The sequence below is a fragment of the Vibrio fortis genome (genome assembly GCF_024347475.1).
Taxonomy (GTDB): domain Bacteria; phylum Pseudomonadota; class Gammaproteobacteria; order Enterobacterales; family Vibrionaceae; genus Vibrio; species Vibrio fortis.
This window is the reverse complement of sequence record NZ_AP025487.1, coordinates 1-24,245: the sequence shown is the minus strand read 5'-3', so window position 1 is coordinate 24,245 and position 24,245 is coordinate 1. Positions and strand designations below refer to the sequence as shown.

19 protein-coding genes are annotated in these 24,245 nt (G+C 46.8%); 8 read left to right on the top strand and 11 right to left on the bottom strand.

The window, feature by feature from the left end:
* Nucleotides 1-7: 7 nt before the first annotated feature.
* Nucleotides 8-1,465 (bottom strand): TrkH family potassium uptake protein, encoded by a 1,458-nt coding sequence (locus OCV50_RS00095; RefSeq protein ID WP_032548605.1) that lies wholly within the window; start codon nt 1,463-1,465, stop codon nt 8-10.
* Between the two features lie 34 nt (nt 1,466-1,499).
* Nucleotides 1,500-2,123, bottom strand: a complete 624-nt coding sequence (locus OCV50_RS00090; protein ID WP_261903371.1) for a YigZ family protein — start codon at nt 2,121-2,123, stop codon at nt 1,500-1,502.
* Between the two features lie 227 nt (nt 2,124-2,350).
* Between OCV50_RS00090 and fadB the strand changes: the two genes are divergently transcribed.
* The 3 genes from fadB to acuI all read left to right on the top strand — a co-directional run bounded on the left by fadB (nt 2,351) and on the right by acuI (nt 6,924).
* Nucleotides 2,351-4,522 (top strand): fatty acid oxidation complex subunit alpha FadB, encoded by a 2,172-nt coding sequence (gene fadB, locus OCV50_RS00085; protein ID WP_261903370.1) that lies wholly within the window; start codon nt 2,351-2,353, stop codon nt 4,520-4,522.
* Nucleotides 4,523-4,548: 26 nt separating this feature from the next.
* Nucleotides 4,549-5,712 (top strand): acetyl-CoA C-acyltransferase FadA, encoded by a 1,164-nt coding sequence (gene fadA / locus OCV50_RS00080; RefSeq protein ID WP_261903369.1) that lies wholly within the window; start codon nt 4,549-4,551, stop codon nt 5,710-5,712.
* Nucleotides 5,713-5,943: 231 nt separating this feature from the next.
* Nucleotides 5,944-6,924 (top strand): acrylyl-CoA reductase (NADPH), encoded by a 981-nt coding sequence (acuI, locus tag OCV50_RS00075; RefSeq protein ID WP_261903368.1) that lies wholly within the window; start codon nt 5,944-5,946, stop codon nt 6,922-6,924.
* A 96-nt stretch (nt 6,925-7,020) separates the two neighbouring features.
* Here the strand turns inward: acuI and OCV50_RS00070 are convergent, their stop codons facing one another.
* Nucleotides 7,021-7,962, bottom strand: coding sequence for a LysR family transcriptional regulator (locus tag OCV50_RS00070; RefSeq protein ID WP_261903367.1), 942 nt, complete (start codon nt 7,960-7,962; stop codon nt 7,021-7,023).
* A 175-nt stretch (nt 7,963-8,137) separates the two neighbouring features.
* A complete protein-coding gene (locus tag OCV50_RS00065) occupies nt 8,138-8,323 on the bottom strand; it encodes a hypothetical protein (protein ID WP_239843011.1) in 186 nt (61 codons plus the stop codon).
* Nucleotides 8,324-8,471: 148 nt separating this feature from the next.
* On the opposite strand from OCV50_RS00065, the gene tusA reads away from it, so the two are divergent.
* Entirely contained in the window at nt 8,472-8,723 is a 252-nt protein-coding gene (gene tusA / locus OCV50_RS00060; protein ID WP_239843010.1) for a sulfurtransferase TusA, read from the top strand.
* Nucleotides 8,724-8,774: 51 nt separating this feature from the next.
* Here tusA and OCV50_RS00055 read toward each other — a convergent pair whose 3' ends face one another.
* Entirely contained in the window at nt 8,775-9,032 is a 258-nt protein-coding gene (locus tag OCV50_RS00055) for a hypothetical protein (protein ID WP_261903366.1), read from the bottom strand.
* A gap of 213 nt (nt 9,033-9,245) precedes the next feature.
* Nucleotides 9,246-9,800, bottom strand: a complete 555-nt coding sequence (locus tag OCV50_RS00050; RefSeq protein ID WP_239843008.1) for a TMEM165/GDT1 family protein — start codon at nt 9,798-9,800, stop codon at nt 9,246-9,248.
* Nucleotides 9,801-10,236: 436 nt separating this feature from the next.
* Here OCV50_RS00050 and glyQ point away from each other — a divergent pair, with 436 nt between their 5' ends.
* The 4 genes from glyQ (at nt 10,237) to OCV50_RS00030 (ending at nt 17,022) form a co-directional block, all read left to right on the top strand.
* Nucleotides 10,237-11,157: a glycine--tRNA ligase subunit alpha gene (gene glyQ / locus OCV50_RS00045; RefSeq protein WP_032548614.1), complete on the top strand. Its 921-nt coding sequence runs from the start codon at nt 10,237-10,239 to the stop codon at nt 11,155-11,157.
* 2 nt (nt 11,158-11,159) lie between these two features.
* Nucleotides 11,160-13,226 carry a glycine--tRNA ligase subunit beta gene (gene glyS / locus OCV50_RS00040; RefSeq protein ID WP_261903365.1) on the top strand — a complete coding sequence of 689 codons (2,067 nt, stop codon included), beginning with the start codon at nt 11,160-11,162 and terminating at the stop codon, nt 13,224-13,226.
* A gap of 200 nt (nt 13,227-13,426) precedes the next feature.
* Complete coding sequence (locus OCV50_RS00035; protein ID WP_261903364.1) at nt 13,427-15,514, top strand: alpha-amylase; 2,088 nt, start codon at nt 13,427-13,429, stop codon at nt 15,512-15,514.
* A 254-nt stretch (nt 15,515-15,768) separates the two neighbouring features.
* A complete protein-coding gene (locus OCV50_RS00030) occupies nt 15,769-17,022 on the top strand; it encodes a valine--pyruvate transaminase (protein ID WP_261903363.1) in 1,254 nt (417 codons plus the stop codon).
* Between the two features lie 125 nt (nt 17,023-17,147).
* On the opposite strand, the gene OCV50_RS00025 is transcribed toward OCV50_RS00030, so the two are convergent.
* The 5 genes from OCV50_RS00025 to dnaA all read right to left on the bottom strand — a co-directional run bounded on the left by OCV50_RS00025 (nt 17,148) and on the right by dnaA (nt 24,245).
* Nucleotides 17,148-17,582, bottom strand: coding sequence for an Hsp20 family protein (locus OCV50_RS00025; RefSeq protein WP_239843004.1), 435 nt, complete (start codon nt 17,580-17,582; stop codon nt 17,148-17,150).
* Between the two features lie 507 nt (nt 17,583-18,089).
* The gene (gyrB, locus tag OCV50_RS00020) at nt 18,090-20,507 is read right to left on the bottom strand and encodes a DNA topoisomerase (ATP-hydrolyzing) subunit B (RefSeq protein WP_261903362.1); all 2,418 of its coding nucleotides are present in this window, start codon (nt 20,505-20,507) and stop codon (nt 18,090-18,092) included.
* Between the two features lie 17 nt (nt 20,508-20,524).
* Nucleotides 20,525-21,604, bottom strand: a complete 1,080-nt coding sequence (gene recF / locus OCV50_RS00015) for a DNA replication/repair protein RecF (RefSeq protein ID WP_239843002.1) — start codon at nt 21,602-21,604, stop codon at nt 20,525-20,527.
* A 37-nt stretch (nt 21,605-21,641) separates the two neighbouring features.
* Entirely contained in the window at nt 21,642-22,742 is a 1,101-nt protein-coding gene (dnaN, locus tag OCV50_RS00010) for a DNA polymerase III subunit beta (protein WP_239843001.1), read from the bottom strand.
* 84 nt (nt 22,743-22,826) lie between these two features.
* Nucleotides 22,827-24,245 carry a chromosomal replication initiator protein DnaA gene (gene dnaA, locus OCV50_RS00005; protein WP_239843000.1) on the bottom strand — a complete coding sequence of 473 codons (1,419 nt, stop codon included), beginning with the start codon at nt 24,243-24,245 and terminating at the stop codon, nt 22,827-22,829.

The following is a 24,245-nucleotide window of genomic DNA, read 5'->3' as shown; positions in this document are numbered from 1 at the left end:
TGGTTCCTTAGCTACGCCAGAACGTAGGCGTTAATAGAATTAATAGAGTGAAAATCTCTAAGCGCCCAAACAGCATAGAGACAATCAATACCCACTTTGCTTTGTCATTAACATCACCGAAGTGGACTGCTACTTCTCCTAGACCAGGGCCTAGATTGTTCAATGTCGCCGCCACAGCAGAGAATGCACTCAGTTCATCCATACCTGTTGCGATAAGAGCCAGCATACAGACTACGAACACCAGAGCATAAGCAGAGAAGAATCCCCATACCGCATCAACAACACGTTGAGGAAGTGCCGTACCACCAACCTTGATGGTGTAAACCGCACGTGGGTGAACCAAGCGCTTCATTTCACGAGCGCCTTGCAGGGTCAGCAGTAGAATACGGATGACTTTCATACCGCCACCAGTCGAACCTGCACACCCCCCTATAAAAGAAGAGAATAAAAGCAGAACTGGCAAGAACAGTGGCCACTCTGAAAAACCCGTAGTTGTGAAACCGGCAGTCGTTGAAATCGAGACCGTCTGGAACAGCGCCTGATCAAACGCGTCATAATAAGAGTCGTAAGAGTGGTGATTCAGTAGTAATAAGAAGCAAACCAAAAACAACACTGCTTGAATAAAGATAAAGGCACGGAACTCAGGATCTTTCCAATAGTACTTCGGATGAACACCACCAGATGCAAATGCGGCAAAGTGGAGAGAGTAGTTACATGCCGAAATAAGCAGGAACACTACCGTGATCATGTTAATCGCCGGGCTATTGAAGTAACCCATGCTGGCATCGTGCGTCGAGAAGCCACCGATGGCTATAGTCGAGAAGCTATGGCTAATTGCATCGAAGAAACTCATCCCCGCCAACCAAAACGCCACCGCACAAGCAATAGTTAAACTTAAGTAGATATACCAAAGTGCTTTCGCGGTTTCGGCAATCCTCGGTGTCATCTTACTGTCTTTAACAGGACCAGGGATTTCCGCTCTATATAGCTGCATACCACCGATGCCCAATACCGGTAAAATCGCTACCGCGAGTACGATGATCCCCATACCACCGAACCACTGTAGGAACTGGCGATAAAAAAGAATCGCTTTAGGCAGATCATCAAGCCCCACAATCACAGTGGCACCTGTTGTGGTTAAAGCCGAGAAGGATTCAAAGAAGGCATCGGTAACAGAAACGTTTGGGTTATCTGCGATTAAGAAAGGGAGTGCACCGGCACTACCGATTACGGTCCAGAAAAGAACAACGATAAGAAAGCCATCTCTGGCCTTTAATTCATGCTTATGACGACGGTTTGGAAACCAACAGGTAGCACCACAAAAAAGTAAAACAAAGAAAGTCGTAACAAAAGGAACACCAGCACCATCTCGATAGATCAATGCCACCAGCGCGGGTGCAAGCATTGAGACACTAAAGAGTGCTAATAATAATCCGACGATTCGAATAATTGAGCGAAATTGCATGAGCTAATGAACGAAGCGAAAGGCTTCACACTTCCTAGTTATCTTTTACTTGAGTGACCAGTGCCTTGGCACCGCTTTTATTGATCATGGTTTGAGTAAAGGCTTCGACTTGAAGCAGTTCAATCTCTACAACCATTTCGACCTGAACACCATACTCCGCCTGAACTTCTACCACTTGATACTGCGACATGATTGATTGGGCGATTGGCATAAACCCATAGTCTAACTCTAGGCGCAATTTTGTGGTTATTTTTTTCTCTATAGTTTGAAGCAGCTTAAGCGCTTGTTGTACGCCACCGCCATACGCCTTCACTAAACCACCTGTGCCGAGCTTGATCCCGCCAGAGTAGCGAGTCACTACCGCCGTCAGTTCGCCAACACCAGAACCAGAAAGCTGAGCCAATATTGGCTTACCTGCAGTCCCAGAAGGCTCACCGTCATCACTAAAACCCCATTTCATCGAATCTTCTGGTCGCCCAGCAACAAATCCCCAGCAATTGTGCCTTGCGGCGTTATGCTTTTGTTTTATCTGATCAACAAACAGCTTAGCCGCCTCGATACTCGGTGTATGTGCGAGGTGAGTAATGAAGACACTCTTCTTGATTTCTTCTTCAAAAACAGCCGAAGCAGCCGGAATCAAATATGGTTGTTCATTCATATAATTTACTTTAGCGATCAGGGCGGCAAAGTGTATCACGGGTGAATAATAAGGGTTAGCGGATCTGTGCTAACGCACAATGTTAAACAATTGTTTAAAAAATGTATTGAAATTAACCAGTGGTGGGTACAAACTAAGATAACTGGTCTTACCAGGTGTTCTACACTTACAGAAAGATAACAAAATTCTCTCAAACAATCGTCGATTGTATGTCATGGAGATAGACAATGATTTACCAAGCTAACACCCTACAGGTAAAGGAATTACAAGATGGTATAGCCGAACTCAGTTTTTGTGCTCCTGCCTCTGTAAATAAGCTCGACCTTGCTACATTAGAATCACTCGACAAAGCACTTGATGCTTTAAATAACCATGCTGGATTGCGCGGCCTGATCTTAACTTCAAACAAAGATGCCTTCATCGTCGGTGCAGACATCACTGAGTTTTTAGGTCTATTCGCCAAACCAGAAGCTGAACTTGATGAGTGGTTGGTTTTTGCGAACTCTATTTTTAGCAAACTTGAAGACCTACCTGTTCCTACCCTTTCAATGATGCGTGGCCATGCTCTTGGCGGCGGTTGTGAGTGCGTACTCGCCACCGACTTCCGTATTGGTGACAAAACCACCAGCATCGGCTTACCAGAAACCAAATTAGGCATCATGCCTGGCTTTGGTGGTTGTGTACGTCTGCCACGTGTGATTGGTGCAGACAGCGCAATGGAAATCATCACGCAAGGTAAAGCATGCCGAGCAGATGAAGCATTGAAAATTGGGTTGTTAGACGCGATTGTTGAAACCGACCAACTACTCGAATCCGCTATTAATACCGTATCTCTAGCTGCTAATGAAAAGCTTGACTGGGTTGCTCGCCGCAAACAAAAAACGTCAGCTTTATCTCTAAGCAAGCTTGAAGCGATGATGAGCTTTACTATGGCGAAAGGTCTAGTCGCTCAAAAAGCAGGGCCTCACTACCCAGCACCGATTACATCTGTTATCGCGATTGAGGAAGCCGCTCGCTGCGATCGTGATGCTGCATTGGATATCGAGCGTAAGCACTTTATTAAACTGGCGAAGTCTGAAGAAGCGAAAGCACTGGTTGGCCTATTCCTTAACGACCAATACATTAAAGGCATCGCGAAAAAAGCAGGCAAATCAGCGAACAAAGCGACTGAGCGTGCTGCTGTACTAGGTGCAGGCATCATGGGTGGCGGTATTGCCTACCAATCTGCGCTGAAAGGCGTGCCTGTGATGATGAAAGATATTGCTCAAGCATCGCTAGATTTGGGGATGAACGAAGCATCTAAGCTTCTGAATAAACGACTTTCTCGTGGTCGCATCGATGGCTTCAAGATGGCAGGTATTCTCTCTTCTATTACCCCTAGCCTTCACTATGCAGGTATTGAGCAGTCAGATGTGATTGTTGAAGCGGTCGTAGAGAACCCGAAAATTAAAGCTGCTGTGTTAAGCGAAGTAGAGCAACAGGTTAGCCCTGATACCGTGATTACTTCAAACACGTCGACGATTCCAATCAATCTACTGGCAAAATCACTGCAACGCCCAGAAAACTTCTGTGGTATGCACTTCTTTAACCCAGTACACCGCATGCCGCTGGTTGAGATCATCCGCGGTGAACACACTTCAGATGAAACCATCAATCGCGTTGTCGCTTATGCAGCGAAAATGGGTAAATCACCAATTGTGGTTAACGACTGCCCAGGCTTCTTCGTCAACCGTGTTCTGTTCCCATATTTTGGTGGCTTTAGCATGTTGCTACGTGACGGCGCTGACTTCACTAAGATCGATAAGATCATGGAACGTAAGTTTGGTTGGCCGATGGGTCCAGCATATCTACTGGATGTGGTTGGTCTGGATACAGCGCATCACGCACAAGATGTAATGGCACAGGGTTTCCCCGAGCGCATGGGTAAAGAAGGTCGCGATGCGATCGACGCGTTGTTTGAAGCGAACAAGTTTGGCCAGAAAAATGGCAGCGGCTTCTATAGCTACAGTGTCGACAAACGCGGTCGTCCGAAGAAAGCTTTCTCAGAAGATATCCTTCCTATCTTGGCAGACGTATGCCAAGCACCACAGGACTTTGATGAAGAGACCATTATCCAGCGTGTCATGATCCCGATGATTAATGAAGTCGTGTTATGTCTAGAAGAAGGCATCATCGCTTCACCACAAGAAGCAGATATGGCTCTGGTTTACGGATTGGGCTTCCCTCCATTCAGAGGCGGCGTTTTCCGCTACCTAGACAGTGTGGGCATCGCGAACTTTGTTGAGAAAGCGAAAGGCTACCAAGACCTTGGCGCAATGTACCAAGTACCTCAACTGTTGCTTGATATGGCAGAGAAAGGCGAAAGCTTTTACGACGCTCAACAAGCTAGCTCTCTATAACCCACATTTGGAAAAGGAATTACAAAATGAAGAACGTAGTTGTTGTTGATTGCCTTCGCACCCCAATGGGCCGTTCCAAAGGTGGCGCTTTCCGTCATACACGTGCAGAAGACCTCTCTGCACACCTGATGAAAGGCATTCTTAAGCGTAACCCACAAGTTAACCCAAGCGAGATTGAAGATATCTACTGGGGCTGTGTCCAACAGACACTTGAGCAAGGCTTTAACGTGGCACGTAATGCTGCGCTACTTGCTGGCTTACCGATTGAAATTGGCGCCGTAACCGTTAACCGCTTATGTGGTTCATCTATGCAAGCTCTGCATGATGCAACACGCTCAATCATGGTTGGCGATGCGGATATCTGTCTGATTGGTGGTGTTGAGCATATGGGTCATGTTCCGATGACGCATGGTGTGGACTTCCACCCAGGTATGTCAAAGAACGTAGCCAAAGCAGCCGGCATGATGGGCCTTACAGCGGAGATGCTAGGTAAGCTACATGGCATTAGCCGTGAAGACCAAGACGCTTTTGCTGCACGCTCTCACGCTCGTGCACATGCTGCAACGGTTGAAGGTCGCTTTAAAAATGAGATCTTACCAACTGAAGGTCACGCGGCAGACGGTTCACTGTTCACTCTGGATCACGACGAAGTTATTCGCCCAGAGACAACCGTTGAAGGCCTATCTCAGCTTCGCCCAGTATTCGACCCAGCTAACGGTACCGTAACCGCTGGTACATCATCAGCGCTATCAGATGGTGCATCTGCAATGCTGATCATGAGCGAAGAGAAAGCCAATGAACTTGGTTTGACGATTCGTGCACGTGTTAAATCAATGGCTATTGCTGGTTGCGATCCATCCATCATGGGTTACGGACCCGTTCCAGCGACTAAGAAAGCACTTAAGCGTGCTGGTCTATCAATTGAAGACATGGGCGTCATTGAGCTTAACGAAGCCTTTGCAGCGCAGTCTCTGCCATGTGCGAAAGACCTAGGCCTTCTGGATGTGGTCGATGAAAAAGTAAACCTCAATGGTGGTGCAATCGCACTTGGTCACCCACTGGGTTGTTCAGGTTCGCGCATCTCAACCACCTTGATTAACCTAATGGAAGCGAAAGACGTGAAATACGGCTTAGCTACTATGTGTATTGGTTTAGGCCAAGGTATCGCAACCGTGTTTGAGCGCCCTTAGCCTCAAATAAATCTGTGTTAAGAGACCAATAAATAATCGTTAGTAGGGTAACGGTCGAAATGCAGTCTTAGTCTCTAAGGCTGCATTTTTTTACGCGTTGACTCATCGACTTCACAAAAATAGATCTATGCGCATGATGCATAGATTCAATGTCGACGTTTCATTATTTTTTCCTCAATTATTCAACTACAGTTACTTCAGTTTCCTAATATTCCTCCAGTGGAGAGCATCATGTTTAAAGCACTTGTACTAAACCAAGAAGACAAAAAAACCATTGCTAGCGTTTCTCAAATTGACGAGTCACAACTTCCAGAAGGCAACGTAAAGATTGATGTGAACTACTCATCTTTGAACTACAAAGATGGTTTGGCGATTACTGGTAAAGGACGCATTGTTCGCAGCTTCCCTATGGTGCCGGGTATTGACCTTTCTGGTGTGGTTTCTCAATCAGATGACCCTCGCTACAAAGCAGGCGACGAAGTAGTACTGACTGGTTGGGGTGTGGGTGAAGGCCACTGGGGTGGTATGGCTGAAAAGGCAAGCCTAAATGGCGACTGGTTAGTACCAATGCCAAAAGGCCTAGACGCCAAAAAAGTGATGGCGATTGGTACTGCAGGCTTCACCGCAATGTTATGTGTTCAAGCTATCGTTGATGCTGGCGTTAAACCAGAAGATGGCGAGATTCTAGTAACAGGTTCAAGTGGCGGTGTGGGCAGTGTGTCTATCACTCTACTTAACCAACTAGGCTACAAAGTAGCAGCCGTAACCGGCCGTGCATCTGAGAACGGTGAGCTACTTAAATCTCTAGGTGCATCGCGCATTGTTGAGCGTGCAGAGCTAGAAGAGCCAGCAAAACCATTAGAAAAACAACTTTGGGCAGGTGCTATCGATACAGTAGGCAGCAAAGTGTTAGCGAAAGTACTGGCACAGATCGATTACAACGGTGTAGTAGCAGCGTGTGGCCTAGCAGGCGGTTTCGACCTACCAACAACGGTGATGCCATTCATCCTACGTAATGTGCGTCTACAGGGTGTTGACTCAGTAATGTGTCCACGTGAGAAACGCATCAAAGCGTGGGAGCAACTGGCTGAACTACTTCCAGAGTCGTTCTACCAACAAGCAACTAAAGAAGTATCACTGGATGATGCCGTTCAAGCTGCTGAAGACATTACTAATGGTCAAATCACAGGTCGCGTCGTAATCAAGCTATAGGTATTAATAAAGCCATAGGTTTTCAACAGCCGGAAGCTTTTCATCTTCAGGCAACAAATACAAAGGGCTGATATCAATCAGCCCTTTCTCTATCTATTAACCAAGCCCTACATCAGCAATCCGCTTCTGAATCAACTCACCACACTCCTCTTTCACGACTCGTCTCAACCACTGTTGAGAAGCTGACGAATCGCAACGTGAATGCCAAATCAATGAATAATCAAACGGCATAAATTCGAACGGTAGTGGCTTGACGACTAGGTCATAGCGCTCTGCCACCAAATAGGCGAGATCGGCAGGCACAGTGATCACCAGAGGCATTTTATCGACAATCGCTAAGGCTGCTTCAAGATGGTACGCACGCAACACCATCTTTCTAGGCGGTTGATTTGCCAACGCATTGTCGAGCAAGGCTTTTACGCCATCACTGATCGCAATCATTGCATGAGGCAGTGATACATAATCATTGAGGCTCAAAGTGCTATCAGCCAAAGGGTGATTCTTAGAAAGCAAGCATGATACGCCGACAGGCCCTAATACTTGCTGGTGCAAAGGGGCTACCGGCCCTGTTGGTCGGCATATCGCCATATCAACACGCTCTGTGCTCAACTGTTTAAACAAATGCTCATGCTGAAGTGGCGCAAACTCTAAAGAGATGTTTGGTGCTTGCTCATAAATCTTAGGCAGTGCATATGGCAGTATGGTTTGCATCGCGTAATCTGTGGTCGCGATCAGGAAACGTTCAGTGCAATAATACGGGTCAAAGTCACTCGGGCTTAACAACTGACGAAACGATTCTAACGGCTGATCAATACGCTGGCTGATCTCGAGCGCTCTTTTCGTCGGAAGTAGACGCTGCCCCTGTCGGGTAAAGAGCGGATCATTTAGAAGTTCACGAAGTCGGCCCAACACACGACTGGTCGCAGACTGGCTGAGATTCAAACGCAAGGCCGCTTGGCTAACACTGCCCTCTTCAATCAGTACTTTGAGAGCAACCAACAGGTTTAAGTCTCGACGATAGATGTCTTCTAATTCCACACGCTTACCCAATGAGCTTGTTAACAATTACGTTTGATTATTAATGTGTTTATAGCATGCTTTAGATAAAAAAAATCCCGCAATTACGCGGGGAAGCCCAAGAAAATTTGGGGATAGTGTCGGAATGTGTCGTATCGGAAAAACGTTTTGTACTTAAGTTTAGAGATTTCGCGGTTTAATGTTCCTGCTCTTCTGGCAAGCCACGCCAGCGTCTCATTTCAACCCAAATACCAATAATTGTTGCTGCAATGCCAAAGATTGGCATTAACGAGGTCTCTGCTGGTGTGCGTAACACTAACGCGCAAAAAGAGATAAAGCAGAGAACCGAATATATGGTTAATCTATCAAGTGCTGTCAACATCGCCACTCCTTAGCTAGTTGTCATTTGTTTAAGTTGTTACCAACTTGTTAAATAATTTATAGTAAATAATTCTGTTTGCCAAGCACTTATTGCATATTTTTTCTGCAGACGTATTATTCCCCTCGTTATACAGAAAGAGACACCTATCATGACATTCAATCCTGAACTGGCCACACACACTTTAGAAGCACAAGGGCTACGCTGCCCAGAACCGGTAATGATGGTCAGAAAGACAATTCGAAACATGCAGGATGGCGATGTATTACTGGTAACGGCAGACGATCCCTCAACCACACGCGACATTCCAAGTTTCTGTCGATTTATGGATCACCAGCTCGTCGGACAGCACACTGAGTCTGTGCCATACCAATACTTGATCAAGAAAGGCCTAGAAGCCTAATCGAACGATTTGATTCAGATGTAAAAAAGCCGCTCAGTGAGCGGCTTTTTGTTATTCGTTATCTCGACTGCGTTGCTGCATATTGTCGAGTTGGTGTTGAATTGAGCGTAGTTCTTTACGCATCGGGATAATATGAGCGACTCGAATCCAAGCCTCAACGGCGAGCCCAGTCATGATCATTGCACCTGCCACCATCGGCAGCCACATGTCAGTTAATACCATCCCCAATAGAGTTAATGCCAAGCCAAAAGTAAACAGATAGCTTTGGCTTTGTGGAGTGATTCCCATATAACGCGTCAACATAATCATGCCCTCGTGTTCTCAACTCACAACATTAAAATATCATGACAAGTGTGACAGTGATATGTCAGTTGACGCTACTCACAGCAACTCTCTGTTAGAGTTTGAACTACAACACAGAATGCACAACGCACCGAAAAAACTGGCACGTTTATAATTATAGATTGATAGATATAGCAATAGGCCCACCAGCTAACCCACGGGCCAATCACCGATAAATCATCAATAAATTGCCGCTGCGATGGCTAAACCAACAAACAACAGGGCTGTGATTTTACGAATCAGATCGAGTGGCATCTTGTCTGCCGACAGCTTACCAATGATCACTACAGGTACATTAGCTAGCAACATGCCTATGGTTGTACCCAGAATCACCCACGCCAAAGCATCGGCGTATTGCGCCCCTAGAATAGAAGTCGCAATCTGGGTCTTATCACCAATTTCAGCGATAAAAAACGCAATGAAGCTAGCGACAAAAGGGCCACGGTTTGAGATCTGTTCGTCATCATCGAGCTTATCGGGAATCAGAATCCAGCCCGCCATTGCAATAAAACTGATCACCAGCACCCATTTTAAAACTTCTGGCGACAAGTAATCAGCGACGACCACACCGAGCCACGCTGCAAGAGCATGATTGGCAATAGTGGCAAAGAAGATTGCAGCAATAATCGGTATCGGCTTGCGATAACGGCTGGCTAACAGAAGAGAGAGTAACTGTGTCTTATCACCGATTTCGGCCAAGGCTACAGTTGTAATAGAGATTGCTAAAACGCTCACGACATGCTCATTTGGGGCGGGATTATTATTTTAACCGTAGACAAACCTCGCGCCCCACCCCGGTTCACGATGTTTGTCTAAGGTCTTGCTAAACGATGTCGACTTATATGTGGTTATGGTCGATTGTCGTCTCGAACGCCATGATGATTTTGCATCAATTATGTTGACGGACGAACCTATTATCCCAGTGTTGATAAATAGGTAAGCTACTCCCCAAAGACGGCGTGATTCTAGCGAGCCCCTTCCTCTAAAACAAGCTGAAAAGTGACTAAAAATTCCCGTTAAGTCGAAAAAAGAAGATTAAAGGGTAAAAAATCCATTAAAAGGGATTTAAGGCTATTAATTAAACAAGATTAACGCTACTCGCTGGGCAAATATCTGGGTATACTTGATTGTTATTTTTCAAATCATTTATAAGAATCGCGCGAACCTGACTATGCAAAAATTCGATATCAAAACCTTCCAGGGAATGATCCTCGCGCTGCAGGATTACTGGGCACAAAACGGTTGTACTATTGTTCAACCTCTAGATATGGAAGTAGGTGCTGGCACCTCTCACCCAATGACATGTCTACGTGCACTTGGCCCAGAGCCAATGTCTACGGCATACGTTCAACCTTCACGTCGTCCGACCGATGGTCGCTACGGTGAAAACCCGAACCGTCTGCAGCACTACTATCAGTTCCAAGTAGCTCTAAAACCATCTCCAGACAACATTCAGGAGTTGTACCTAGGCTCACTTGAAGTTCTTGGTATCGACCCGCTAGTACACGACATTCGTTTTGTAGAAGACAACTGGGAAAACCCAACGCTAGGCGCATGGGGTCTTGGTTGGGAAGTATGGCTAAACGGCATGGAAGTAACTCAGTTTACTTACTTCCAACAAGTTGGTGGCCTTGAGTGTAAGCCTGTTACTGGTGAGATCACTTACGGTATCGAGCGTCTAGCTATGTACATCCAAGAAGTAGACTCTGTTTACGACCTAGTGTGGAACATCGCACCAGACGGCAGCAAGGTAACTTACGGTGACATCTTCCATCAGAACGAGGTTGAGCAATCAACTTACAACTTCGAGCACGCAGACGTCGATTTCCTATTCACGTTCTTTGATCAGTGTGAGAAAGAGTGTAAAGAGCTACTTGAGCTTGAGAAGCCACTTCCGCTTCCAGCTTACGAGCGCATTCTAAAAGCTGGCCACGCATTCAACATCCTTGATGCGCGTAAAGCTATCTCTGTAACAGAGCGCCAACGTTACATCCTTCGTATCCGCAACCTGACTAAGTCTGTTGCTGAAGCATACTACGCATCGCGTGAGGCTCTTGGCTTCCCAATGTGCAAAAAGGACGAGGAGAAGTAATCATGGCTAAAGAATTTCTAATTGAACTGGGTACTGAAGAGCTACCACCAACGCAGCTTCGTACTCTAGCAGAAGCATTCGCGGCAAACTTTGAAGCTGAGCTTAAAGATGCAAACCTAGCGCACGAAGGCGTGAAATGGTATGCAGCACCTCGTCGTCTTGCTCTTAAAGTAGCAGCACTGGCAGAAGGCCAAGAAGACAAAGTGGTTGAAAAACGTGGCCCAGCGGTTTCTGTCGCATTCGATGCTGACGGCAACGCAACTAAAGCCGCTCAAGGTTGGGCTCGTGGTAACGGTATCACGGTTGAGCAAGCTGACCGTCTAGTGACAGACAAAGGCGAATGGCTTCTTTTCAAACAAGAAGTAAAAGGCCAAGCAACATCTGAAATCGTTGTTGAGCTAGCAGCAAAAGCACTAGGAAACCTGCCTATCGCTAAGCCAATGCGCTGGGGTAACAAGACCACTCAGTTCATCCGCCCGGTTAAAACACTAACTATGCTAATGGGTTCTGACCTTATTGAAGGTGAGATCCTAGGCGTAGCTTCAGATCGCACTATCCGTGGTCACCGTTTCATGGGTGAGCAAGAGTTCACTATCGATTCTGCAGAGCAATACCCAGCGATCCTAGAAGAGCGCGGTAAAGTAATGGCAGATTACGAAGCGCGTAAGGCAATCATCCTTGCTGACTCGCAAAAAGCGGCAGCAGCGGTTGGCGGTACTGCTGACCTAGAAGATGACCTAGTTGAAGAAGTAACGTCTCTGGTTGAATGGCCAGTAGTACTAACAGCGAAGTTTGAAGAAGAGTTCCTAAAAGTGCCTTCTGAAGCATTGGTTTACACCATGAAGGGTGACCAAAAATACTTCCCTGTTTACGATGACAACAAGAAGCTGCTTCCTAACTTTATCTTTGTATCTAACATCGAATCGAAAGAGCCTCGCCACGTTATCGAAGGTAACGAGAAGGTTGTACGTCCACGTCTAGCGGATGCAGAATTCTTCTTTAACACTGACCGTAAGCGTCCTCTGATCGACCGTCTACCTGAGCTAGACCAAGCTATCTTCCAGAAGCAGCTTGGTACTATCAAAGACAAAACAGACCGCATCACAGAACTTGCTGGCTACATCGCTGAGCAAATCGATGCTGACGTTGAGAAGTCGAAGCGCGCAGGCCTACTGGCTAAATGTGACCTAATGACCTCTATGGTATTCGAATTCACGGATACTCAGGGTGTAATGGGCATGCACTACGCGACTCACGATGGTGAAGACGAGCAAGTTGCACTAGCACTTTACGAGCAGTACATGCCTCGTTTCGCAGGCGATGACCTACCAAGCACAGGCATCTCTTCTGCAGTTGCAATGGCAGACAAGCTAGACACTATCGTTGGTATCTTCGGTATTGGCCAAGCGCCAAAAGGTTCTGACCCATTCGCTCTACGTCGTGCATCACTAGGTGTGCTACGTATTATCGTTGAAAATGGCTACAACCTAGACCTAACCGATCTGATCGCAAAAGCGAAAGAGCTGCTAGGTGATAAGCTAACTAACGAAAACGTAGAAGCTGACGTTATCGACTTCATGCTAGGTCGTTTCCGCGCATGGTACCAAGATGCAGGCTTCAGCGTCGACATCATCCAAGCGGTACTGGCGAATCGTCCAACTAAGCCAACTGACTTTGACCAACGTGTTAAAGCCGTATCTCACTTCCGTGAACTAGAAGCGGCAGAAGCTCTAGCAGCAGCGAACAAACGTGTAGGTAACATCCTTGCGAAATTCGATGGTGAGCTAGCGGCAGACATCGATCTAGCCCTTCTTCAAGAAGACGCTGAGAAAGCACTGGCTGAAAACGTTGCCGTAATGACGGAAGCACTAGAACCAGCATTCGCGACAGGTAACTACCAAGAAGCCCTAAGCAAGCTAGCAGCTCTACGTGAGCCTGTTGATGCGTTCTTCGATAACGTAATGGTTATGGCTGATGACGAAGCGCTTAAAAAGAACCGTCTAACGCTATTGAACAACCTACGTAACCTGTTCCTACAGATTGCTGACATCTCTCTACTGCAAAAATAAGTACGAGAGAGAAAGCTGTTCAAAGCGATGCTCTGAGCAACAAAAGGTAAATACCCAAAGGGAAGCGCGTGCTTCCCTTTTTGTTTTTGTGAACTCTGTATTTATTTGTAGAGGTAATAGCCTCCCCTCGATTGTATTACTCCTCAGAATGTAGATCCCAACCTTTGATATAACGAGAGTCTTATTCGGGGAAGGATACAATGAAGAAGACCACTCTCGCGCTCTCAATTCTTGCACTCAGCGCATGCAGCCAAACCAGCGACAATCCACTACTGTTGACCATTGATGATCAAGCGCCGCCCTTTCAATCAACAGGACAAGGTACATTGATTGCCGAGCACGAGCTCAGCAAAGGCACACACACCTTTTCCATCAGCGACGCCGCGCAAACCTGTGGCACAAGCTACGCCTTGGCAGAAGAGAGCCGAGTGAAGTTTAATAAGCCTCTGCGTGTAGACGACTGCGCGGAAGAGTCTCAGATAGATATCAAGGTATTCAAGGCCAATACCTACCAATTTACCCTCAATCCACAATCTAATGAACTGACAGTTAAGGTAAAACCGAAACAGAAGAAGGTTCAGAGCTTCACATGTCCGGTGCCTAGCGACTCACCAACCACCGTCGATGTGACCAAGACCTTTGCAGATGGCACCTTGTTACGTGATGCACTCTCAGGCCAACAAGCGACCGTGACTAACGGCACCATCAGCATGAAGCCTGCCAATTCAAGCCAAGGGTTATTGCTGCTTGAAGAGGTTGATTCAGCAGAAAAAGCAACGTTCAGTTGGGACAACGCCACGGTTTACTTCGTGATGACCGATCGCTTTTACAACGGCAACCCAAACAATGACAACAGCTATGGACGCAGCCAAGATGGTCAAGACGAAATCGGTACCTTCCACGGTGGTGACCTAGCGGGCTTAACCGAAAAGCTCGACTACATCGAATCGCTTGGGGCTAACGCTATCTGGATTACCTCTCCTTTAGAGCAAATCCATGGTTGGGTTGGCGGTGGTGATCGTGGTGACTTTAAGCACTACGCTTACCATGGCTACTATCACCAAGACTGGACCAAGCTCGATGACAACATGGGTACAGAAAACGAACTTAGAACCTTCATCGACACCGCTCACAGTAAAGGTATCCGCGTGATTTGGGATGTGGTGATGAACCACACCGGCTACGCAACCCTCGCCGACATGCAGGAGTTCGATTTCGGTAAACTCAACCTCAGTGACCAAGAAGCGCAGCAGACGCTTGGTAAAAACTGGACAGACTGGCAGCCAAAAGAGGGACAAAACTGGCACTACTTCAACAATTACATCTCCTACAGCGATCAAGAGGCGTGGGAAAAATGGTGGGGCAAGGCGTGGCTGCGCAGTGATATCGGTGCTTACGACTCACCGGGCTACAACAACCTGACTATGTCTTTGGCACACTTACCAGATTTGAAGACAGAATCGACAGAAACAACTGGCCTACCGAATTTCTATCGCAATAAATCCACCAGCGCGACCGATGAGCTCAAAACACCTCGTGACCACCTAATCACTTGGCTATCTGATTGGGTACGAGAATACGGCGTCGATGGCTTTAGGGTCGATACAGCCAAGCACGTCGAACTTGATGCGTGGGCAGAGCTAAAAGAGAGTACCACTCAAGCACTCGCAGAGTGGAAACAGAACAACCCAGACAAAGCCTTGGATGATTTACCATTCTGGATGACGGGCGAAGTGTGGGCACACAGTGTGGTGAAATCCGACTACTTTGCTAACGGCTTTGATTCGATCATCAACTTTGAATTCCAGAGTGACATCGCCCCTAAAGCGCTTAAGTGCCTTTCAGATCTCGATGCCGATTACCTTCGCTACGCAGAGAAGATCAACAGTGACGATAAATTCAATGTGCTGAGCTACCTATCGTCTCACGACACCTCGCTATTCTGGACGCAGCACGGCAGTGACTTTAGCAAACAGACCAAAGCGGCCAACGCTCTGATGTTAGCTCCGGGTGCAGTGCAGATCTATTACGGAGATGAGATTGCTCGCGACTTCGGTCCAACGGGATCAGATCCTATGCAGGGCACACGTTCTGATATGCCTTGGGAACAAATCAATGGAGAGCGTGCAGAGCTACTTGAGCACTGGCAGACACTTGGCCAATTCCGCCAACGTCATCCAGCCGTTGCACAAGGTAAACATATCCTGCGCAACAGCGATGGGTACTACGCCTTTGAACGTCAGTATCAAGATGACAAGGTGCTTGTGGTTTATACCGGCTCAAAGTAATTCATGCCGGAGACAACCCATAGAAATTTAAGGAGAAGCTCAGGCTTCTCCTTTTTTGATCACAAAAATCGTATTCAATAAGCAAGCTGTTACTCATTATCCAAACTTTATAGAAGTTTTTTACGTGTTAGAGCATTTGGCGCTATGCGTCGCAAAAACATTGCGGTATGTTCAAGGAATACACTGATGGCAGACATAAGGTCTGCCTTAATGACACATAACAAGCAATCACAATGAATTAGGTAAAGTAAGTAATGCAATTCTCTCAATTTGGTGAAAAATTTAATCAGTACTCAGGTATTACGCAGTTAATGGATGATTTAAATGATGGTCTACGCACACCAGGTGCCATCATGCTCGGTGGTGGTAACCCAGCAGCCATTCCTGCCATGCTCGACTACTTTCACCAAGCCAGTGGAGAACTCCTCGCCAATGGAGGCCTGATTAACGCCCTCGCCAACTACGATGGTCCGCAGGGCAAAGATGTTTTTGTAAAAGCGTTGGCCTCTCTACTTAAAGAGACCTATGGCTGGAATATCAGTGAAAAGAACATCAGCCTAACCAATGGCAGCCAAAGCGGCTTCTTCTACCTATTCAACCTACTTGCAGGCAAGCAACCAGATGGCTCACACAAGAAAATCCTGCTGCCATTAGCACCAGAGTACATCGGTTATGGTGATGCTGGGATTGATGAAAACATCTTTATCTCTTACCACCCTGAAATTGAAATGCTCGACAACCGCATGTTCAAATACCACGTCGATTTTGAAGAGCTGAAGGTGGATGAATCGGTCGCTGCAATCTGTGCTTCACGTCCTACCAATCCGACTGGCAACGTACTGACCGATGAAGAGATCCGCAAGCTAGATAAACTGGCGCGTGACAACAACATCCCTCTGATTATCGATAATGCTTATGGCCTGCCGTTTCCAAACATCATCTTTGAAGATGTCGAACCGTTCTGGAATGAGAATACGATTCTGTGCATGAGCCTTTCTAAGCTTGGCTTACCAGGGGTGCGCTGCGGTATTGTGATTGCGAGCGAAGAAGTGACACAGGCGATGACGAATATGAATGGCATCATTAGCTTAGCTCCGGGCAGTATCGGACCTGCACTGGCGCATCATATGATTGAAAAGGGTGATCTGCTTGATCTGAGCGAGAACACCATCAAGCCGTTCTACCAACAGAAATCACAGCGTGCTGTTGAGTTATTGCAGCAAACCATTACCGACTCACGTTTTCGCATTCATAAGCCAGAGGGCGCTATCTTCTTGTGGCTATGGTTTGATGAACTACCAATCACAACAATGGAATTGTACAAGCGCTTAAAAGAACGCGGAGTATTGATTGTTCCAGGAGAGTACTTCTTTATTGGTCAAGAAGACGAATGGGATCATGCGCATCAGTGCTTACGTATGAACTACGTACAAGACGATGAAGCAATGCAAAAAGGCATTAAGATTATTGCTGAAGAAGTGGAAAAGGCTTATCGCGAGAGCAAATAGAGCTCCCCCGACTCGGTCGTTCCTCTATGGAATGACGCCAACCGCACAAACAAAAAAGAGCACCTCATTGGGTGCTCTTTCACTCTTATTTCCCGATATTTTTAGCTCTCAAGAGCTAACAGTAATTAACCTTCTAGTAGGCTATTACCATTAATAGCAATCTTACGTGGTTGCATCGCTTCTGGGATTTCGCGTTCTAGGTCGATATGTAGAAGACCATTTTCCATGCTCGCACCGACGACTTTTACGTAGTCAGCCAGTTGGAATTTACGCTCAAAATCACGCTCTGCGATACCTTGGTACACATAAGTTTTTTCTGCTTCTGGTTTACGCTCACCTTTAACAATCAGCATATTCTCTTTTTGAGTTAGGTCTAGCTGCTCTTCAGCAAAGCCTGCAACTGCCATAGTGATACGGTAGTTGTTCTCATCTTTCTGCTCGATGTTGTATGGAGGGTAACCGCCAGAAGAGTTCTTCGATGTGTTCGCTTCCATCATGTTGAATAGACGATCGAAGCCGATTGCGTTGCGGTATAGTGGAGTGAAATCTACAGTTCTCATAATGCTATCCTTTTAGTAAGCAATAGTCTTAGTCGTGAGTTTGCACGGATCGAGTGTGTGTTCGATCGCTGCCGACTAAGGGATTTATCCTCTACTCCTCGGGTTCTCATAACGCTGGGACGTAGTAATAAATCAGTTCAATTGTGTGCCTTCAAGGTTATCCTCTCCTGAGCGATACCTCTTCAGCGTTCCAGAAGGCCTGTTTCTTCTCTGTTGAGCAAGACAGCTTCCCTCTTCACAAATAGATATATGGATTGAGAAAAATAGTTTCAAGGGATTATTTTCAATTATTTTTGCAACTCGATGTTTTTCAATACCTTACAAACATAAAAAAGCACCATCCAAAGGATAGTGCTTTAAATTTTCAATTGGTTAACTAAACCATTAATTTAATTGCTGCGAGGCTAAGTTAGTTCGCATTAGTTCAAGCGAGGCGCACGCAGCATACAAGTGTATGTGAGTACGCCGAACGCAGAAATCATGCGAAATAACGACGCATCGTAGTGATTAAACGTCTAGGTTGGCTACTTTCAATGCGTTTTCTTCGATGAAGTTACGACGAGGCTCAACTTGGTCACCCATTAGTGTGGTGAACAGCTGGTCTGCACCGACTGCATCTTCAATCGTTACTTGCATCATGCGACGCGTTTCTGGATCCATGGTGGTTTCCCAAAGCTGATCTGGGTTCATCTCACCTAGACCTTTGTATCGCTGTAGGCTTAGACCACGACGAGACTCTTTCACTAACCAGTTCAGTGCATCAACAAAGTTGCTCACCTCTTGAGTACGCTCACCACGTTTGATGTATGCGCCGTCTTCGATTAGGCCGTCAAGAGCTTCAGATAGGCTTGCTAGCTTGTCGTACTCTTTAGAGTTGAACAGCTCAACGCTCAATGCGTGCTCGTGAGTGACACCGTGTGTACGAACCACAACTTTAGGTAGGCTTAAACCTAGCTCTTCGTGTTTCTCAACTTCTAGCGAGTATTGGCTTGCACCAACTTCTTTCGCGTTCAATTGCTCAACAAGCTGTTTGCCCCATGCTTCTACTGCTGACTCATCGTGACACTGCTCAGCAGTTAGACGAGGCATGTAGATCATTTCATGCATTAGAGCATGTGGGTAACGGCGGCTCATGCGCTCCACCAGCTTGATACCTGAGTTGTATTGCTGAACCAACTTCTCTAGCGCTTCACCAGCCAATGCTGGCGCGTCTGCGTTTACGTGCAGTGCTGCGTTATCAAGAGCCAGTGCTACTTGGTACTGGTTCATTGCATCTTCATCTTTGATGTACTGCTCTTGCTTACCTTTCTTCACTTTGTAAAGCGGTGGCTGAGCGATGTACACGTAGCCACGCTCGATAAGCTCTGGCATTTGACGGTAGAAGAAGGTCAATAATAGCGTACGGATGTGCGAACCATCGACGTCGGCATCGGTCATGATGATGATGTTATGGTAACGCAGTTTATCTGGGTTGTACTCATCGCGACCGATACCACAGCCAAGAGCAGTGATCAGCGTTGCTACTTCTTGTGAAGACAACATCTTATCGAAGCGCGCTTTTTCAACGTTCAGGATCTTACCTTTCAGCGGTAGGATAGCCTGATTCTTACGGTTACGGCCTTGTTTTGCGGAGCCGCCTGCCGAGTCACCCTCCACTATGTATAGTTCAGAAAGTGCTGGGTCTTTTTCCTGACAGTCAGCCAGTTTACCTGGTAGGCCTGCTAGGTCTAACGCGCCTTTACGACGAGTCATTTCACGTGCTTTACGTGCAGCATCACGTGCGCGAGCCGCATCGATGATCTTAGTACAAACGGTTTTCGCTTCTGCTGGGTTCTCAATTAGGAACTCAGATAGCTTCTCACCCATCGCCTGCTCAACCGCCGATTTCACTTCAGAAGAAACCAGCTTGTCTTTGGTTTGGCTTGAGAACTTAGGATCTGGCACTTTCACCGAGATAACCGCAGTTAGACCTTCACGAGCATCATCACCTGACGTCGCTGTTTTCGCTTTCTTAGAGAAACCTTCTTTATCCATGAAGCTGTTCAGTGTACGCGTTAGCGCTGCACGGAAGCCTGCAAGGTGAGTACCACCATCGCGTTGAGGGATATTGTTGGTGAAACAGTAGATGTTCTCTTGGTAGCCATCATTCCATTGCATCGCCACTTCTACAGTGATGCCATCATCACGCTCGTTATCGAAGTGGAAGATTTTCTGGATGATCGGTGTTTTATTGGTGTTTAGGTGCTCAACAAACGCCTGGATACCACCTTCAAACATGAAGTGGTCGCCTTTGTCTTCTTCACGCTCATCACGCAGCTTGATCGATACGCCAGAGTTTAGGAAAGACAACTCACGCAGACGCTTCGCTAGAATATCGTAGTGGAATTCTGTGTTAGAGAAGGTCTCTTCACTTGGCCAGAAACGAATCTCTGTACCCGTTTTGTCCGTCTCACCAATCACAGCTAGTGGCGCTTGAGGCTCACCGTGGTGATAGGTTTGAGTATGGATTTGACCACCGCGGTGGATAGTAAGAGTAACCTGCTTTGACAGTGCGTTTACTACAGAAACACCTACACCGTGCAGACCACCCGATACCTTGTATGAGTTGTCATCGAACTTACCACCCGCGTGAAGTACCGTCATGATTACTTCTGCTGCAGATACTTTCTCTTCTGGGTGCATTTCGGTTGGGATACCACGGCCGTCATCGCGAACAGAAACCGAGTTATCGTCATGAATAGTAACAATGATGTCATTACAGTGACCAGCAAGTGCTTCATCAATAGAGTTATCTACCACCTCGAAGACCATGTGGTGCAGACCGGTACCATCATCCGTGTCGCCAATGTACATTCCAGGACGCTTACGTACCGCATCCAGACCCTTCAGTACCTTAATACTCGATGAATCGTAATTATCTGACATAGTTACTCTCTGACTAATTATCCTTGCTCTATTTTGCCATGTTCCACATGAAACATCCTGCTATTTTCATCATGCATATCGGCAATCTGATCAGCGGTAATAGAGCTTACAAAAACTTGTGCCTGGGTCGCCTTTAAACACTCCGCAAGGCGTGCTCGGCGTTGGCTATCTAATTCGGAAGCGAAGTCGTCTATCAAGTAGACACACTGCTTACCTGTCATCTGAGTGAGGTGTTGCCCTTGAGCCACGCGCAGTGCGCACACCATCAACTTCAGTTGACCTCGTGACAAGACATCTTCCACAGGAGTGCCGTTCACTTTTATCTTTAGATCCGCTTTGTTTGGCCCACTAAAGGTGTAACCAAGCTGCTGATCCCTTTCAAAATTCTTTTCTAATATCTCGGCATAAGGCGTATCTTTGTCCCAACCGCGATAGTAGTTAATCTTTATCTCAAACTCTGGCAAGAAAGTGGCGCAAATCTCTTCCGCAACTTCTTTAAGCTGCTCAACATAGGTAGCTCGCCACTCGCTGATGTTTTCAGCTAATCGTGCCAACTCCTGATCCCAGTAGCTGAGTTCGCGATAATGAGTTGCCGTTTTAAGCAGAGCATTACGTTGCTTGTTGAGACGCTTAACCCGTCCCCATGCATCGTAAAAACCAGACTCGCTATGAAACACACCCCAGTCAATAAAGGCACGACGATGTTTCGGCCCATCCGTCAGTAAATCAAACCCTTCAGGGTGAATCAACTGCAAAGGTAAGACTTGTGCTAATTGCGCCAGCTTTTGCCCAGATTGACCGCCTATTTTAACCTCTGTTGTGCCATCGCGCTGCTTATTAATGCCAATAGGCAGCTCAAATTGATCCGAGGTCAAAAAACGGCCATGAACAAACAGCTCACTGCACTCATTTTGGATGATGCGACCGGTTAAGGAGCTCTTAAAAGAGCGGCCATGCCCGAGCAGATAAATCGCTTCAAGGACACTGGTTTTACCGCTGCCGTTCGCCCCTATAAGAAAGTTAAAGCCTGATGACGGTTGAATGTCACAGGCTTCAATATTTCTAAACTGCTTAACGATCAGACGAGAGAGTGGCATAACGTCATCATATTAATCATTAACGACGGCACCATCTCTATAGACGGATTGGCATAACAACGTACATTGCGCTGTCATCTTGTGCGTTCTCGATCAGTGCACTGGCATTGGCATCCGACATAGAAACACGTACCTGTTCGCAGCGTAGCGTATTCAGTACATCCAGAACGTAGCTTACGTTGAAGCCGATCTCTAGCGCATCGCCTTCGTAGCTCACGTCTAGCATCTCTTCTGCTTCTTCTTGCTCTGGGTTGTTCGCTGTAATACGCATTTCACTGTCCGCAAGATTCACACGCACACCACGGAATTTTTCATTCGACAGAATGGCAGCACGAGAGAAAGCTGAGCGTAGCTCATCGCAGCTAGTTTCTAGCGTTTTAGTGGTATTTTGCGGCATTACGCGGCGATAATCAGGGAAACGACCATCAACAAGCTTAGAAGTGAAGACATAGTTGTTCACTTCTGCGCGCACATTTGAGCTACCGATTTGCAGCGTCACTGGCTGCTCAGGTGCATCTAATAGCTTAACTAGCTCTTGAACGCCCTTACGAGGCACAATGATCTGCTTCTGTGCAAAGTCAGCGCCTAATGCTGCTTGCGATACCGCCATACGGTGACCATCGGTCGCGACACTGCGCAGTGTTGAGCCTTCAATCTCAAACAGCATGCCGTTGAGGTAGTAACGAACGTCTTGGTTCGCCATTGAAAATTGCGTTTTTTCAATAAGACCGCGTAGCTCTGCTTGTGTCACAGACACTTCAACTTCACTGCTCCAGTCTTCAATATTTGGGAAATCCGCGGCTGGCAGCGTAGCTAATGAGAAACGGCTGCGGCCAGAGCGCACTTGAACACGGTCACCATCCAGAACAACAGTGATCACTGAGCTATCTGGTAGACCACGACAGATATCAAGGAACTTGCGAGAAGGTACAGTGATGCTGCCCGCTTCAAACTCACCTTCTAGCGTCACGCGACTCACCAATTCCACTTCTAGATCGGTGGCGGTCATCGATAACACGTTATCTTCAACCTTGATCAGAAGGTTACCTAGGATTGGTAGGGTTGGTCGACCACCCAGTGCGCCAGAGACTTGTTGTAACGGCTTAATCAGGTGACTGCGTTCAATGGTAAATTTCATAGCTTACTCTTAAGGTATCAAGGGCGGCCCGTTATCCAACGAGCGGCCGATATTCTATTATCTCTGGTGTAAGAATACTGTGTATTAAGAAGAAAGGGTACGGATCAGGTTAGAATAGTCTTCTTTAATGTCGTGGCTCTCTTCACGAAGCTGAGCAATTTTACGACAAGCGTGTAGAACCGTAGTGTGGTCACGACCACCAAATGCATCACCAATCTCAGGTAAGCTGTGGTTGGTCAGCTCTTTTGCCAGTGCCATCGCTAATTGACGCGGGCGCGCAACCGAACGAGAACGACGCTTCGACAGTAGGTCCGCCACTTTAATCTTGTAGTATTCCGCTACGGTCTTTTGAATATTGTCGATTGTCACTAGCTTTTCTTGCAGTGCCAATAGATCACGCAGTGCTTCACGTACAAAATCGATGGTGATTGGACGACCGGTAAAGTTCGCATTCGCGATTACACGGTTCAATGCACCTTCAAGTTCACGAACATTCGAACGCAGACGCTTAGCAATAAAGAACGCCACTTCATCAGCAAGATGAATCTGATGGTCTTCTGCCTTCTTCATCAAGATCGCAACGCGAGTCTCAAGTTCAGGCGGCTCGATCGCAACCGTTAGGCCCCAACCAAATCGAGATTTAAGACGATCTTCTACACCGTTGATCTCTTTTGGATAACGGTCTGAAGTTAGGATGATCTGTTGGTTGCCTTCCAAGAGCGCATTAAAGGTATGGAAGAACTCTTCTTGAGAACGCTCTTTGTTAGCGAAGAATTGGATGTCATCGATAAGCAATGCATCAACACTACGGTAGTAGCGCTTGAATTCTTCGATCGCGTTGTTCTGTAGGGCTTTAACCATATCCTGAACAAAACGCTCAGAGTGCATGTACACCACTTTAGCATTCGGCTTGCCATCAACAATGGCATTACCTACCGCGTGCAACAAGTGGGTTTTACCTAGGCCAGTACCACCATAAAGAAATAGTGGGTTGTACGCTGCGCCTGGGTTATCCGCAACTTGGCGTGCTGCGGCTAAACCAAGTTGGTTCGACTTACCCTCAACAAAGTTGTTGAACTTATGCTTAGGATTGACGTTTGAGCGGTGGTTAAGGTCGACCTCTGCTGCAGGCTCTTCATCACGCCACGTGTTATGAACTGGTTTACGCGCTTGAAGTTGTGCCGGAGCCGATGATTCAGCTGCGACATCTGCGGCGGTACGAGCAGGCTTAGGCGCTGCAGGCTTAGGTGCCGATACCGGCTTGCTGCCCACTTCAAAATGAAGGTGTGGGATATCGTTACCACAATATTCCTGCAGTAAACGGTTAATGCTGTTTAGGTACTTATCACGCACCCAATCCAGCACAAAGCGGTTCGGTGCAAATAGAGTAAGAGTATTGTCATTGAGCTCCGCTTGTAACGGACGAACCCACATACTGAATTCTGTAGCTGGTAGCTCTTCTTGAAGCTGTTGCAAACATTGCAACCAAAGCGAAGATGACAC

Bases quoted from the DNA above. Each gene is read 5' to 3' on its own strand.
- acuI (WP_261903368.1), top strand. From the start codon at position 5,944: ATGTTTAAAGCACTTGTACTAAACCAAGAAGACAAAAAAACCATTGCT.
- tusA (WP_239843010.1), top strand. From the start codon at position 8,472: ATGACATTCAATCCTGAACTGGCCACACACACTTTAGAAGCACAAGGG.
- dnaN (WP_239843001.1), bottom strand. From the start codon at position 22,742: ATGAAATTTACCATTGAACGCAGTCACCTGATTAAGCCGTTACAACAA.
- OCV50_RS00055 (WP_261903366.1), bottom strand. From the start codon at position 9,032: ATGATTATGTTGACGCGTTATATGGGAATCACTCCACAAAGCCAAAGC.
- glyS (WP_261903365.1), top strand. From the start codon at position 11,160: ATGGCTAAAGAATTTCTAATTGAACTGGGTACTGAAGAGCTACCACCA.
- OCV50_RS00035 (WP_261903364.1), top strand. From the start codon at position 13,427: ATGAAGAAGACCACTCTCGCGCTCTCAATTCTTGCACTCAGCGCATGC.
- OCV50_RS00025 (WP_239843004.1), bottom strand. From the start codon at position 17,582: ATGAGAACTGTAGATTTCACTCCACTATACCGCAACGCAATCGGCTTC.
- recF (WP_239843002.1), bottom strand. From the start codon at position 21,604: ATGCCACTCTCTCGTCTGATCGTTAAGCAGTTTAGAAATATTGAAGCC.
- fadA (WP_261903369.1), top strand. From the start codon at position 4,549: ATGAAGAACGTAGTTGTTGTTGATTGCCTTCGCACCCCAATGGGCCGT.
- OCV50_RS00030 (WP_261903363.1), top strand. From the start codon at position 15,769: ATGCAATTCTCTCAATTTGGTGAAAAATTTAATCAGTACTCAGGTATT.
- OCV50_RS00095 (WP_032548605.1), bottom strand. From the start codon at position 1,465: ATGCAATTTCGCTCAATTATTCGAATCGTCGGATTATTATTAGCACTC.
- glyQ (WP_032548614.1), top strand. From the start codon at position 10,237: ATGCAAAAATTCGATATCAAAACCTTCCAGGGAATGATCCTCGCGCTG.
- fadB (WP_261903370.1), top strand. From the start codon at position 2,351: ATGATTTACCAAGCTAACACCCTACAGGTAAAGGAATTACAAGATGGT.
- gyrB (WP_261903362.1), bottom strand. From the start codon at position 20,507: ATGTCAGATAATTACGATTCATCGAGTATTAAGGTACTGAAGGGTCTG.
- OCV50_RS00065 (WP_239843011.1), bottom strand. From the start codon at position 8,323: ATGTTGACAGCACTTGATAGATTAACCATATATTCGGTTCTCTGCTTT.
- OCV50_RS00090 (WP_261903371.1), bottom strand. From the start codon at position 2,123: ATGAATGAACAACCATATTTGATTCCGGCTGCTTCGGCTGTTTTTGAA.